This window comes from Duganella sp. GW821-FHT07G03, from assembly GCF_059418605.1.
Genome location: NZ_JBWKQE010000003.1, coordinates 99,527 through 112,513, shown reverse-complemented (window position 1 = coordinate 112,513; position 12,987 = coordinate 99,527). Strand labels below are relative to the sequence as shown.

Annotated in this window: 11 protein-coding genes; 3 read left to right on the top strand and 8 right to left on the bottom strand. The window is 63.2% G+C overall.

What is annotated here, in order from left to right:
- Nucleotides 1-277: 277 nt before the first annotated feature.
- From AC07OK_RS06200 to AC07OK_RS06185, 4 genes are all read right to left on the bottom strand, one after another.
- Nucleotides 278-3,427: an efflux RND transporter permease subunit gene (locus AC07OK_RS06200; protein ID WP_494689472.1), complete on the bottom strand. Its 3,150-nt coding sequence runs from the start codon at nucleotides 3,425-3,427 to the stop codon at nucleotides 278-280.
- Nucleotides 3,424-4,833 (bottom strand): efflux RND transporter periplasmic adaptor subunit, encoded by a 1,410-nt coding sequence (locus AC07OK_RS06195; RefSeq protein ID WP_494689471.1) that lies wholly within the window; start codon nucleotides 4,831-4,833, stop codon nucleotides 3,424-3,426. Before AC07OK_RS06195 ends, AC07OK_RS06200 begins: the two co-directional genes overlap by 4 nt.
- On the bottom strand, nucleotides 4,830-6,161 hold the full coding sequence (locus tag AC07OK_RS06190) for a TolC family protein (RefSeq protein ID WP_494689470.1): 1,332 nt from the start codon (nucleotides 6,159-6,161) through the stop codon (nucleotides 4,830-4,832). Before AC07OK_RS06190 ends, AC07OK_RS06195 begins: the two co-directional genes overlap by 4 nt.
- A 165-nt stretch (nucleotides 6,162-6,326) precedes the next feature.
- Nucleotides 6,327-6,647 carry a hypothetical protein gene (locus AC07OK_RS06185; RefSeq protein ID WP_494689469.1) on the bottom strand — a complete coding sequence of 107 codons (321 nt, stop codon included), beginning with the start codon at nucleotides 6,645-6,647 and terminating at the stop codon, nucleotides 6,327-6,329.
- Nucleotides 6,648-7,134: 487 nt separating this feature from the next.
- Between AC07OK_RS06185 and AC07OK_RS06180 the strand changes: the two genes are divergently transcribed.
- Both AC07OK_RS06180 and AC07OK_RS06175 read left to right on the top strand, forming a co-directional pair.
- Nucleotides 7,135-7,884: a hypothetical protein gene (locus AC07OK_RS06180; RefSeq protein WP_494689468.1), complete on the top strand. Its 750-nt coding sequence runs from the start codon at nucleotides 7,135-7,137 to the stop codon at nucleotides 7,882-7,884.
- Nucleotides 7,877-8,437, top strand: coding sequence for a DUF4123 domain-containing protein (locus tag AC07OK_RS06175; RefSeq protein ID WP_494689467.1), 561 nt, complete (start codon nucleotides 7,877-7,879; stop codon nucleotides 8,435-8,437). The genes AC07OK_RS06180 and AC07OK_RS06175 overlap by 8 nt, the downstream gene beginning before the upstream one ends.
- Nucleotides 8,438-8,456: 19 nt before the next feature.
- On the opposite strand, the gene AC07OK_RS06170 is transcribed toward AC07OK_RS06175, so the two are convergent.
- From AC07OK_RS06170 to AC07OK_RS06155, 4 genes are all read right to left on the bottom strand, one after another.
- The gene (locus AC07OK_RS06170; protein ID WP_494689466.1) at nucleotides 8,457-10,661 is read right to left on the bottom strand and encodes an OsmC domain/YcaO domain-containing protein; all 2,205 of its coding nucleotides are present in this window, start codon (nucleotides 10,659-10,661) and stop codon (nucleotides 8,457-8,459) included.
- 79 nt (nucleotides 10,662-10,740) lie between these two features.
- Nucleotides 10,741-11,469: a hypothetical protein gene (locus AC07OK_RS06165; RefSeq protein WP_494689465.1), complete on the bottom strand. Its 729-nt coding sequence runs from the start codon at nucleotides 11,467-11,469 to the stop codon at nucleotides 10,741-10,743.
- Between the two features lie 96 nt (nucleotides 11,470-11,565).
- Entirely contained in the window at nucleotides 11,566-11,988 is a 423-nt protein-coding gene (locus AC07OK_RS06160; protein WP_494689464.1) for an SRPBCC family protein, read from the bottom strand.
- Nucleotides 11,988-12,311, bottom strand: a complete 324-nt coding sequence (locus AC07OK_RS06155) for an ArsR/SmtB family transcription factor (RefSeq protein ID WP_217945272.1) — start codon at nucleotides 12,309-12,311, stop codon at nucleotides 11,988-11,990. The genes AC07OK_RS06160 and AC07OK_RS06155 overlap by 1 nt, the downstream gene beginning before the upstream one ends.
- Before the next feature lie 195 nt (nucleotides 12,312-12,506).
- Here AC07OK_RS06155 and AC07OK_RS06150 point away from each other — a divergent pair, with 195 nt between their 5' ends.
- Nucleotides 12,507-12,935, top strand: a complete 429-nt coding sequence (locus AC07OK_RS06150; RefSeq protein ID WP_494689463.1) for a TOBE domain-containing protein — start codon at nucleotides 12,507-12,509, stop codon at nucleotides 12,933-12,935.
- Nucleotides 12,936-12,987: the final 52 nt, after the last annotated feature.

The following is a 12,987-nucleotide window of genomic DNA, read 5'->3' as shown; positions in this document are numbered from 1 at the left end:
AATGTCCGACACTTTCCATACGTTGATCGGGCGCCAGGGGAATGGCCATAAGTGCCTGCTCCAATGTAAATGGCCTCACAGAGGGAGGGATGAAATGGTCATAGAATACCATTCAATCTAAGATTAATGTCAATATTGCCGCTGGATAGGAGGGACTGCCGGGATAGACAATGTCCGGCCGTGACCATGCGCGCATGGTCACTCAAAAGAAGAGCGATTGAGGTGCGGCTATGGCAGCGATACCGCGCTCTTGCGCGGCGACGCTTTTTATGAACGATCACCCCTGGTGTCGGTTGGCGGGTGATGAAAAATTCCTGCGCCGTAACAGCAGATACACGGCCGGCACCACGAACATCGACAGCAGGGGCGCGGTGATCATGCCGCCGACCATCGGCGCCGCGATGCGCTGCATGACCTCGGAGCCGGTGCCCGAACCAATCATGACCGGCACCAGGCCGGCGATGATCACGGCCACCGTCATCGCCTTCGGCCGGACCCGCAGCACGGCGCCTTGCCGAATGGCGTCCAGCAGCTCGGCCTCGCCTGCCGGACCTTTCGCCAGCCGCGCCTCCCACGCGTGCTTCAGGTACAGCAGCATGATCACGCCGAATTCGGCCGATACGCCCGCCAGCGCGATGAAGCCGACGCCGCTGGCGACCGACAGGTTGTGTCCCAGCGCCCACAGCAACCAGATGCCGCCGGCCAGCCCGAACGGCAGCGTCGCCATGATCAGTGCCGCCTCGTCGACGCGCTTGAAGGTCAGGTACAGCAGCACGAAGATGATCAGCAAGGTCATGGGCACGACGATCTTGAGCTTGGCGGTCGCGCGTTCCAGGTATTCGAACTGCCCGGACCAGGACACCGAGTAGCCGGCCGGCAGCGCGACCTCCTTGGCGACCAGCTGCTGCATCTGGTGCACCGCGGAGCTCAGATCCCGGCCCCGGATGTCGACATACACCCAGCCCGACAGGCGCGCGTTCTCGCTCTTGAGCATGGGCGGTCCGTCGTTGATGCCGATCGTGGCCACATCGCCAAGGCGGATCTGGGCGCCGCGTTCGGTCAGCATCGGCAGCTCGCGCAATTTTTCGACGGAGTCGCGCACTTCGCGTGGATACCGCACATTGATCGGAAAGCGCTGCAATCCCTCGACCGTCTCGCCGATATTGTCGCCGCCGATGGCGCTCGACACGATGCTCTGCACGTCCGCGATGTTCAGGCCGAAGCGCGCCGCCGCGTCGCGGTCGATATGGATGTCGACGTAGCGGCCGCCGTTGAGCCGCTCCGCCAGCGCGGACGACACGCCAGGCACGCCCTTGACGACCCGTTCGATCTCGCCGGTGATGCGGTCGATCTCCCGCAGGTTCGCGCCGGCCACCTTGACGCCGACGGGACTCTTGATGCCGGTGGCCAGCATGTCGATGCGGTTGCGGATCGGCGGCACCCAGATGTTGGACAGGCCGGGCACCTTGACGATGCGGTCCAGCTCGGCAACCAGCTTGTCGGTGGTCATGCCGGGCCGCCACTGGTCACGCGGCTTGAACTGGATGGTCGTCTCGAACATCTCCAGCGGTGCCGGATCGGTGGCGGACTCGGCCCGGCCGGCCTTACCGAACACGGTTTGCACCTCCGGCACGGTCTTGATCAGCCGGTCAGTCTGCTGCAGCAGCTGCGCCGCCTTGCCGGCGCCCATGCCGGGCAGGGCGGACGGCATGTACAACAGGTCGCCCTCGTCGAGCGGCGGCATGAACTCTCCGCCCAGGCGCGCCATCGGCCAGGCCGTCAGGAGCGCGATCAGGCCGGCCGCGACCAGCGTGGCCTTGGGATGGCGCAGCACAATCTCCAGCAACGGCCGGTAGAGCGCGATTAGCCACCGGTTCAGCGGGTTTTTCTGCTCGTCGGGAATGCGTCCGCGTACCAGGTAGCCCATCAGCACGGGGATCAATGTCACCGCCAGCCCGGCGGCCGCCGCCATCGCGTACGTCTTGGTGAAGGCCAGCGGCGCGAACAATCGCCCCTCCTGCGCCTCCAGCGTGAATACCGGAATGAAGGACAGCACGATGATCAGCAGCGAGAAGAACAGCGCCGGGCCGACTTCGGCCGCCGCGTCGCCGATCACCGTCCATTGGGCTTCGCCGGCCAGCTTCTGGCCGGGGTGGGCGTGATTCCACGCCTCGATGTGCTTGTGGGCGTTCTCGATCATCACGACGGCCGCGTCGACCATGGCGCCGATGGCGATCGCGATGCCGCCCAGCGACATGATGTTGGCGTTCACGCCCTGGTAGGACATGACGATGTAGGCGATCAGGATGCCCAGCGGCAGGGACACGATGGCCACCAGCGCCGAGCGGATATGAAACAGGAATGCCGCGCACACGAGGGCGACGACGATGAACTCCTCGATCAGCTTGTGCTGGAGATTGTCGACCGCGCGTTTGATCAGGTTGGACCGGTCGTACACGGGGATGATTTCGACGCCGGCCGGCAAGCCTGCCTTGAGCTTGGCCAGTTTGGCCTTGACCGCTTCGATGGTTTCCAGCGCGTTCTTCCCCGAGCGCATGACGATCACGCCGCCGGCGACTTCACCCTGACCGTCGAGGTCGGCGATGCCGCGCCGCATCTCCGGGCCCAGCTGCACCCGCGCCACGTCGCCCAGGCGTACCGGGACCCCGGCATCGCTCGTCATCAGCGGAATGCTCCGGAAGTCGTCCAGCGTCCGCAGGTAGCCCGACGCGCGCACCATGTATTCCGCCTCGCCCAGCTCCATGACCGAGCCGCCGGTCTCCAGATTGGCCCGCCGCACCGCCTCGATCACCTTGCCGTGCGGGATGGCATAGGTGCGCAGCTTGTCGGGGTCCAGCACGATCTGGTACTGGCGCACCATGCCCCCGACGCTGGCCACCTCGGAAACGTTGGGCACCGCCTTCAGCTCGAACTTCAGGAACCAGTCCTGGTAGGCGCGCAGCTGTGACAGGTCGAGCTTGCCGCTGCGGTCGACCAGCGCGTATTCATAGATCCAGCCGACGCCGGTCGCGTCCGGGCCGAGTGCCGTCTTCGCCTGCGCCGGCAGGCGCGCTTGCACCTGGTTCAGGTATTCGAGCACGCGCGACCTGGCCCAGTAGGGATCGGTGCCGTCCTCGAACAGGATGTAGACGAAGGAGTCGCCGAAGAAGGAATAGCCGCGCACGGTTTTCGCGCCGGGCACCGACAGCATGGTGGTGGTCAGCGGGTAGGTCACCTGGTTCTCCACGATCTGCGGCGCCTGGCCCGGATAGGTGGTGCGGATGATCACCTGTACGTCCGAGAGGTCGGGAATCGCGTCGAGCGGCGTGCGCGCCAGCGACCACACACCCCACGCGCCGATGAACACGGTCGCCAGCAGGACCAGGAAGCGGTTGACGATCGACCAGCGTATCAGTTTCGCGATCATTGCTTGACTCCCGCGGGAGCCTGGGAGGTGCCGTCCTGGCGCTGTCGGAGGTCGAAGGCGACGCGGTCGCCCACGCCGACATTGCGCGGCAGGCCCGCCGGCGGCGTCTTGAACCCCATGCTCATCGCGCCCCTTTGCAGCGGGGCGATGGGAGCGGACGACTGGGCGTCGCCCATCCGGGTCGCCGTCCCCTTCAGACTGGCCTCGGAATCGAGCAGGAACTGGCCCGACAGGACGATCTTCTGCCCGGCGGCCAGACCCTTGCGGATCTCTGTCATGCCATTGCCTTCGCCTCCCGGCTCCACCTCGACGGGCTGGAACTTTCCGCCATCCTGCGCCAGTATCACGACGCTGCGCGTGCCGGTCTGGATCACCGCCTCCGACGGCACCAGCAGCACGTCGGCGCCGCGATTGGACGCGAAGGTGATCGTGGCGAACATGCCAGGCACGAGTTGTCCGCCGGTGTTCGCCAGTTCAATGCGCGCCCTGAGCGTGCGCGTGGCAGCGGTCACCTCCGGCAAGACCGCGCCGACCTTGCCCTTGAAGACGCTTCCCGGCAGCGCCGGGGTTCGCGCCTCGACCGCGTCGCCCGCCCGCACCTTGGCCGCCAGGTTCTCGGGCACGTCCGCGTTCACCCACACCGTGGACAGGCCGTTGATGCGGAACAGCAGCGCCCCCGGCGCCACCGTCATGCCTTCGCGCGCGCCCAGCTCGGCGACCACGCCGCCGACAGGCGCGGAGACGGTGATGCGAGGGTGCACCTTGCCGCTCGATTCGACCAGCCGGATCTGCGCCTCGGACATGCCGGCGAGCCGCATGCGCTGGCGGGCGCCGTCGACCAGCGATGTGGTGTCGCCTCCCTGCATGCGGCGGGCGGCCAGGTAGTCTTCCTGCGCCGCGATCCAGTCGGGGATGTACAGCTCGGCCAGCGGCTGTCCCTGTTTGACCGGGTCGAGCGGCGCGCGCACATGCAGGCGCTCGATGTATCCATTGCTGCGGGCCTGGACCACCGCCACGTCGCGTTCATTGTAGGCGACGCTGCCGACCGCGGCGACGCCGGAAGGCAGCCTGCCCGTGGTGACCAGCGCCGTGCGTACGCCCAGGTTCTGCTGCACGCGGGGGCTGATGGTGACGGCACCGTCGTCGTCATCAGCGCCGGCATAGACCGGCACCAGTTGCATGTCCATGAACGGCGACTTGCCGGGCTTGTCGAACTTTTGGCCTGGCACCATCGGGTCGTGCCAATAGAGTGGCTTCTTGGCGGTCGCGGCGGCGGAAGCCGCTGCTGTGCCGGTGACTGCCGGCATCGCTTGCATGCCCTGGTGCAGGCCGAACCGGTAGGCGGCGTATCCGCCGGCGGCGACGGAGATCGCGAGCAGCAGCGCGGGTATGTTCTTGTTCTTCATTGGGATTCCTGTTGATGATTCATGGCCGCATGCTTGACCATTTCGCCGTCTGGAAAGAGGAAGTTCAGTTGCGCCCATAGCCGCGCGGTATCGAGCTCCAGCTGGAGCGCCTGCAGACGCATCTCCGCCTCGTTGCGCCTTGCCGCCAGCACTTCGGCCAGCGTCGCCTTGGCGCCGCGGTAGGCGGCCAGCGTCGCCTGGCTGCGGTCACCGGCCAGCGGCAGCACTTCGCGGTTGTACCGGGAAACCCGCTCCTTTCCACTCTGCCACTCGACGATCAGGGTGCGTGTCTCGGCGACGTGGTCGCGCTGCATCTCGTCGCGCTCGGCCTTGGCCTGCTCGACCTGCGCGAGCTTGGCGGCCAGTTCCCGGTCCTGCCGGTTCTTCCTGTCCCATTGCAGCGGCACCGAAATCCCGATCGACACCATGTTCGAATAAGCCGAGCCGCGCTGTTGGAACGCGACCTCCACGCTCCAGTCGGTGCGTCGGTTGGCCTGGGCCAGATTGACGTCCGCCAGCGCGATGTCCTCTTGCCGGTTCAACACCGCGATCTGCGGGTGGTGGGCGAGGGCGGGGTCGAGTGAGGCGGGATCCAGGCGGATGCTGTCGACGTCGGGCGCTCCGGCAACGGTGCTCTCGCCGCCGGTCCAACGGGCCAGCCTGGTCTGGGCGACACGCAGCCGGCCGCCTATCTCGCTGCCCCGGTCATTGAGCGTGAGCAGGGCGGCGCGGGCCGCGAGGATGTCGGACTGGCCGCCGCGCCCACCGCGGTAGGCCGCCTCGGCGGCTTCGATCTCCTGGCGCGACGTGGCCGCCTGCTGTGCGACGGCCTCGGCCATCTGTCCCGTGTAAAACACCTCCAGCCAGGCAAGCGCGGTGTCGCGCTGGATCGCGGCGATGGCAACGTCCTTTTCAGCCTGGGCCTTGTCCGCCTCGCGTTCAAACCGCGCCGAGCGCCAGCGCAATTTGTCGGCGCGCGTCCATTCCTGCGACACGCCGACACGGCGCATGGTCATGAAATCATTGCCCAGACTGAGCCGATCGGCGCCGCTGACCGGCAGATTGTCGATGCCGACCTTGAGGACGGGGTCGGGCAGCTGGCCGGCCGCGACCGCCATCTCAAGCGACGCCGCAGCCGCTTGATCCAGGGCGCTCATCTGGCGCGAGCGGGCGACTGCTTGTTGTTGGGCCTGCCCCAGCGTCAGCGGTTGGGACTGCGCCGGCGCTGCGGGCTCTGCGGCAAGGAAGGCGAGGGCGACACCGATCACCGACCAGGTGCGTGGACTGCCAGTGCGCGCATGAAAACGCACGAATTGCGGGGATGACATGGAACCTCCAGAATGCGATGGACAACATTGCGCTCGCCAGCCTCGGCGACGCGATGACGAACTAGGCGGTCTGGGGGATTAAATGCGGAAACAGCAGTTGCGGATGGCGATGGGCGGGGCGGTCGAGCGCGCCAGGGCGATCGACCGGTAAGACGGTGTGTCGGACTACAAGCCAGTGTCGATATGCCGCAGTTCCAATATCAGCGCGCTCGGCGCGAATGGCGGCACGTCCGCCGCCGGTGACTTGTCGAGCGGCTGCTTGGCGGGTTCGCCATGCGCGTGCAGATCACAGAGCTGGGGCTGTCCGGGATCCATGCCCTGGCAGTTTGGCATGCCGGCCATGGTGGCCTGGGTCGCTGCGGCGTCATCCTGGCTTCCCGCCGGCGCGCCCGGGCACACGTACGACGCCATGGCAAGCTGCATATACAGCATGCTGAGCAGCGCGACGATGGCCGTCAGAAGGCGCGTGGATCGGGAGGTCTTCATGGGGAAAGCGATGTTGATGGTCCGGTTAGCGTATGTTGGTTCACATGTGGTGTCAAGTACCTGGCCCAGTTGGCGCAGCCGCGTCGCAGCGAATGGCCGCAGTACTCCTGCGCGAACGGGACACCTGCGGCATCGAACAGGGAGCGCGGCAATGGCACCAGGCTGTTGATATGCGGCCCGGCATCGCCGATGTGTCCCCAACGGTCGATGCCCCGGAAAAGAGGCGCTCATCGCGATTTTGGCCTCGGGCGAGATTCCGCCAGCCTTTTTACTTCCGTTAATCGGGCACTTTTACTTCACCGGACGCCGGACGGTTTGTCCGTAAGAGGCGACATAAGTGATGGATTAAATTTGACATAATATAAATTATGCGAAGAGTTTCAGATCGAACTAAAATATCCCGGTCGGAGCCACGACATTGATTTTGGTATATCATTGACAATCAAGAAAGTGTGTCGAATCGATTTCAAAGTCGGGATTCCAGCTTATGCAGCATCCGCTTGCTAGCCTCTGGCGCCATCCGGCACGCGCGCTGTTCTACCAATCCACGGAGCGACCCGAGTACGCTTCTTCCGGCCTGGACGGATCGGACCGACCACAGCCGATGGGCACCCGGCGGCGCTTTGTTTCTGAGGTCGACGCTTTCGACTATTTGCGCTACTGGCTGGGCGAGCCAGGTGCGCGCTCCGAACTCAAATCGATCCTGCAACGCTCGGGCCCGTCATTGGCCGGCGCGCATTCGGGCGTGGACGGTTGGCAGCATGCGCTGGCGCGGCGCATGGCAACGGGCGCCGTGGTGATCGTGGAAGAAAATACCCGCCTGGGCGCCCCTGGGCGGCTGATCGCTCCAACAACTGCCGGCACGACAGATGCTGCTTTGGCCGCCCTGCCGCTGCTAACTGACGCAACGTCCGTCATGCCACCGCCAGTACCGGAACCAGCGGCGGCAACGACCACAGCGGAGACCAGCGACGCCCCACCTATCGTTGCATCGGAATTATCGGCGACCGATGTTGACCAGATTGCGCAGGCGGAAGCGCTGGAGACGGCCGCCAAGGATGGCACGCCATTTTGCGAGGTATGCGAGGCAGCGCGCAAGGCAGCACAACAGTCGGCGGAAGCCGAAGCAAATCAGATTGCACAGGCTGATACATTGGAAAAGGCTGCGCACAATGGAGCACCATTCTGCGAGATTTGCGAGAAAATGCGAGCAATTCAGGAGTCTTCGGATGAATGACGTCACACTGCAGCCCCTGATCGATAAGCTCTGGGCTGATAACACCGAGCTGGAAGGCTGGCACGTCCATTGGATACTCGATGGAGCGCGCGATCCTGACATCGTTACACTAGTCCGTGCCAGTGGCTTGGAACATGCCTGCCTGTTTTCGGGACAGATTCACCCCCGGCTACAGGCTGCAGCCCCCTATCTCGTGCATTTGCCCGCAGACTCGCCGGCGACCACCGAACTGCTGAAGCGCGGCTGGGGTAAGGCATGGGGCATCTTCACCGTCGCCAAGGCTGACGTCACGCTGGCCGAGCAGCGCCTTCATCTGAAGAAATTCCTGCGCGTACAGACGGAAGACGGGAAAGTACTAGCCTTTCGCTACTACGACCCGCGCGTGCTCACCATCTATCTCCCCACGTGCACAGGCGTAGAGTTTCGTGCATTTCTAGGCCCGTTGTCCAGGCTCATCGCAGAATGTGACGAGGGCAGCAAGGCGCTGGAATTCACGCTGCACGAGGATGCCATGCGCATCCAGGAACACGCCGTCGTACCCGTACCGCTTTGATACGCGTACGACAGTTGGCCTAGCTGGACGCAGCCGACGCCTTGGCGCGCGCCACATGCAATTTTTTGTAACTGTCGATCAGGCGCTGATGCCGGTCGAGCCCCTCCAGTTTCATACTGGTCGGCGTCAAGCCGAAGAAGCGCACGCTGCCGTCCACTGAGCCGATCACCGCGTCCATCCGCGCATCACCATACATCCGGCGGAAATTGACCAGGTAGTCATCCAGTTCCAGGTCGTCGTCCAGGATCACCTCCAGCACCACGTTCAAGGCCTGGTAGAACAAGCCGCGCTCCAGCGTGTTGTCGTTGTATTGCAGGAAGGCTTCCACCAATTCTTGCGCCGCCTCAAAATCCTGCAAGGCGAGCTGGATCAGCAGCTTCAACTCCAGCACCGTCAATTGGCCCCAGACCGTGTTCTCGTCGAATTCGACGCCGATCAAGGTGGCGATATCGGAGTATTCATCCAGTTCGCTGTTTTCCAAACGCTCGATCAGCGCTTCCAGGCTGGCATCATCCAGGCGATGCAAGTTCAAGATATCGGAACGGAACTTCAATGCCTTGTTGGTGTTATCCCAGATCAGATCTTCCACCGGATAGACTTCCGAATAGCCCGGCACCAGGATGCGGCAGGCGGCAGCACCCAGCTGGTCATACACCGCCACGTACACTTCCTTGCCCATGCCTTCGAGGATGCCGAACAGGGTCGCAGCCTCCTCGGCATTCGAGTCTTCACCGTGACCGGAGAAATCCCACTCGACAAATTCGTAGTCCGCCTTGGCGCTGAAGAAGCGCCACGAGACGATGCCGCTCGAGTCAATGAAGTGCTCGACAAAGTTGTTGGGCTCGGTCACGGCGTTGCTGACAAAGGTAGGCCGTGGCAAATCGTTCAGGCCTTCAAAACTGCGGCCTTGCAGCAACTCCGTCAGGCTGCGTTCCAGTGCCACTTCCAGGCTCGGGTGTGCGCCGAACGAGGCGAACACGCCGCCGGTGCGCGGATTCATCAAGGTCACGCACATCACCGGATACTCGCCGCCCAGCGACGCATCCTTCACCAGCACTGGGAAGCCCTGTTCTTCCAAACCGCGTATGCCGGCTAGAATGCCGGGATATTTCGACAGCACTTCCTGCGGCACATCCGGCAGCGCGATTTCACCTTCCAGAATTTCGCGTTTAACCGCCCTCTCGAAAATCTCCGACAGGCACTGGACCTGGGCTTCGACCAGGGTATTGCCGGCGCTCATGCCATTGCTGACGAAGAGGTTTTCGACCAGGTTGGACGGGAAATACACCACCTCGCCATCCGACTGCCGCACATACGGCAGCGAGCAGATGCCACGCTCCACATTGCCGGAATTGGTGTCATACAGATGCGAGCCGCGCAGCTCGCCATCCGGATTGTAGATTTCCAGGCAGTACTCATCCAGAATTTCCGCCGGCAGCGCATCTTTGCGGCCAGGCTTGAACCAGCGTTCGTTCGGGTAGTGCACAAACGCCGCCTGCGCGATGTCCTCGCCCCAGAATGTGCCGGCGTAGAAGTGATTGTTGCTCAGTCGTTCGATATACTCACCCAAGGCCGACGCCAGCGCGCTTTCCTTGGTCGAGCCCTTGCCGTTGGTAAAGCACATCGGCGAATGCGCATCGCGGATATGCAGCGACCACACATTGGGCACGATGTTGCGCCACGATGCGATCTCAATCTTGATGCCCAGACCCGCCAGCAGGCCCGACAAATTGGCGATGGTCTGCTCCAGCGGCAGGTCCTTGCCCGCAATGTAGGTGCTGGCCTCGGAAGCCGGGTTCAGCATCAGCAAGGCCTGGGCATCGGCGTCCAGATTGTCCACCGCCTCGATGACAAACTCGGGGCCGGCCTGGACCACTTTTTTCACCGTGCAACGGTCGATCGACCGCAAGATGCCTTCGCGGTCCTTGTCGGAGATATCGCTCGGCAACTCAACCTGGATCTTGAAAATCTGCTGGTAGCGGTTTTCCGGATCAACGATATTGTTCTGCGACAGGCGGATATTGTCGGTCGGAATATTGCGTGTCGAGCAATACAACTTCACAAAATAGGCGGCGCACAAGGCCGACGAGGCCAGAAAATAGTCAAACGGCCCCGGCGCCGAGCCATCGCCCTTGTAGCGGATAGGCTGGTCGGCGATGACCGTGAAGTCGTCGAACTTGGCTTCCAGGCGTAGCTTATCGAGAAAGTTGACCTTAATTTCCATGGGTAAATTCCAATTTTTGCGCAAAATAATCCGCCATTATCCGCCCTTCTCGCCTTGCAGCAAAGGCCGTTGAACACGCTCAGGCCGGGAACGGTGCGCCGCCGCCGGCATGAACAGTCGCAACGAACTTATTGCGTACCAGCAGCAACGCCGCCGCCAGGTTCCAGACCGCCTGCGCCACCAGGATGCTGAGTATGGCCGCCAGGCTCATATTGGCGCCAACCACAATGACGGTGCCCACCACCAGCGCGCCTGACAGCAGTCCAAGCAGCCCCACGCCCCGCTGAAGTCCGCGACCGCCCAGCAACACCAGCGACCACCCTATTCCGGCCGCCGCTTGCAGCACCCAGCCCACCCGCGCCAGATCGGTCAAGGCGACACCTATGAAAGCGATCATGTTGTAGCCCTGTTTGGCACTGTCGGGCGAGGCGCCGGCGAACATCACGGCCAGGTCGCCGCTGACAAAACCGTCGAGCGTGGTCGCGCCTATCATCGCCACGCAGCCGATCAGATACGTCGTCAAACTGGCCAGCACCAGCGGCCGCCGCACATCCAGCCGGGTCGCCAGGCTGGCGTAGCCGAAGGCATAGGCCAGCACGCTGGCGATCGCCACCGCATGCACCAGCGACTTCATCGGCCGCATGGCCGCCATGCTGGCCATGATCTCCTGCGGTGTGGTGCCGGTCGCGCCCTGGTCCAGCGCGACAAAGAGGGTCGATAATATCGTTGCGGCGGCGATCGCCAACCCGGCGGTGCGGGCCGACGACCGGTGCTGCTGGTCAGCCAAGGTCATTGCAGAGTGGTGCATGGTGTCCCCTTTTCTGGTCTAAGGCATGAGGTTTATTCCGCATGCCGGGGACGACTTTAAGGGGACTGCGATGCTGGTTTATGTAGTTTTTGTAAATTAATGTGAAGCTGCGGCGTCTTGCGCCACCACCTGTTCCAGCGAGTTGAAGAAATGCGGCCAGCCATACTGGGCGCCTTGGTAGGCCTGCTCCTGGTCCGGACGGAAGCCGGTTTGTTCCATCCGCAAATGGGTGCCGGTCGCGGTGGCGGCCAGCGTCCACGTCACCACGCTTTCCAGACCCAGCGCGTTCCAGGTGTAGGCAAGCGTCTTTTGCGGTTCGACTTCCATCACCTGGCAATCGACCGTGCCCCAGTCCGCGCGGAAATTAAAGTGATGGCCCGACACGGCCAGAAAGTCATTCTTCATCAACCAGGCTTCGATCAGATGCGGCTGGGTCAGCGCCCGCCACAGTTTTTCCGGCGGATGTGAAAACTCCCGTTCGACGACGACGGTGCGGAGTTGGTGTGCGATATCGTTCATTATTGATCCATCCTTTTGAGTAGGTCATCAAGATCGTCGAACTTGCCATCCCAGAAGCGGCTCATCTGGCTGGTCCAGTCCAACAGCGGGGTCAGCGCCTTCAGCTGCGCGCTATAGTGGGTTTGGCGTCCCGCATGCCGGTCCCGCACCAGCCCGGCTTGCTTCAGCACGGCCAGATGCTTGGACACCGCCGGTTGCGACACCTGCGCATGGGTGGTCAACACCCCTACGGTTTGTTCGCCGCCTGTGCATAGCTGTTCGAAGATGGCCCGCCGGGTGGGATCGGCAAGCGCGCGAAACAGCTCGTCATGGGAGTTTGTCATTTCAATTCATAGCCACTAAGTTATGGATTGAATCATAGCCATCGGGTTATGAATAGTCAAGCGAAAAAATGGGGACGCCGCGCCGGTGCCGCTATGCCGCCCCGGCTATAGCAACTGTAAGCATTTGCCCTGCCGCCAATCATGCTTATCGGATAACATAACGCCCTTGAACCACACCACCATCAAGGAGAAAACATGTTTACCAGTGCCCGCAACCAACTGAGCGGCAAAGTCTCGGCCATCCAACGCGGCGCAGTGAATGACGAAGTCGCCATTACCTTGCCCGACGGCCAAGTGATCGTCGCCATCCTGACCCACAGCAGCACCGAATCCCTGGGCTTGCAAGCCGGCTCGGACGCCTTCGCGCTGATCAAGGCTTCGTCCGTCATCCTGCTGACCGACACCACGGGCATACGCCTGTCGACCCGCAACCAGCTGAGCGGCACCGTGAGCGAAGTGATCAAGGGCGCGGTCAACTCGGAAGTCATCCTGACCCTGGGCAGCGGCACCGTCATCACCGCCATCATCACCAACGACAGTGTGCAAAGCCTGGGCCTCGCCGCTGGCAAGACTGCAACCGCGGCCTTCAAGGCGTCCAGCGTCATCGTCGGCGTCAAAATCTAAGCCGGACGCGCGCCGTGCAACGGTGCGTGGCGCGCACGCTTGACATGTCTGA

What these genes read in the sequence shown, in the direction of transcription:
- AC07OK_RS06160 (WP_494689464.1), bottom strand. Translation starts at nt 11,988, where the DNA reads ATGAACGATATCGCACACCAACTCCGCACCGTCGTCGTCGAACGGGAG.
- AC07OK_RS06175 (WP_494689467.1), top strand. Translation starts at nt 7,877, where the DNA reads ATGAATGACGTCACACTGCAGCCCCTGATCGATAAGCTCTGGGCTGAT.
- AC07OK_RS06185 (WP_494689469.1), bottom strand. Translation starts at nt 6,647, where the DNA reads ATGAAGACCTCCCGATCCACGCGCCTTCTGACGGCCATCGTCGCGCTG.
- AC07OK_RS06150 (WP_494689463.1), top strand. Translation starts at nt 12,507, where the DNA reads ATGTTTACCAGTGCCCGCAACCAACTGAGCGGCAAAGTCTCGGCCATC.
- AC07OK_RS06190 (WP_494689470.1), bottom strand. Translation starts at nt 6,161, where the DNA reads ATGTCATCCCCGCAATTCGTGCGTTTTCATGCGCGCACTGGCAGTCCA.
- AC07OK_RS06195 (WP_494689471.1), bottom strand. Translation starts at nt 4,833, where the DNA reads ATGAAGAACAAGAACATACCCGCGCTGCTGCTCGCGATCTCCGTCGCC.
- AC07OK_RS06155 (WP_217945272.1), bottom strand. Translation starts at nt 12,311, where the DNA reads ATGACAAACTCCCATGACGAGCTGTTTCGCGCGCTTGCCGATCCCACC.
- AC07OK_RS06170 (WP_494689466.1), bottom strand. Translation starts at nt 10,661, where the DNA reads ATGGAAATTAAGGTCAACTTTCTCGATAAGCTACGCCTGGAAGCCAAG.
- AC07OK_RS06165 (WP_494689465.1), bottom strand. Translation starts at nt 11,469, where the DNA reads ATGCACCACTCTGCAATGACCTTGGCTGACCAGCAGCACCGGTCGTCG.
- AC07OK_RS06180 (WP_494689468.1), top strand. Translation starts at nt 7,135, where the DNA reads ATGCAGCATCCGCTTGCTAGCCTCTGGCGCCATCCGGCACGCGCGCTG.
- AC07OK_RS06200 (WP_494689472.1), bottom strand. Translation starts at nt 3,427, where the DNA reads ATGATCGCGAAACTGATACGCTGGTCGATCGTCAACCGCTTCCTGGTC.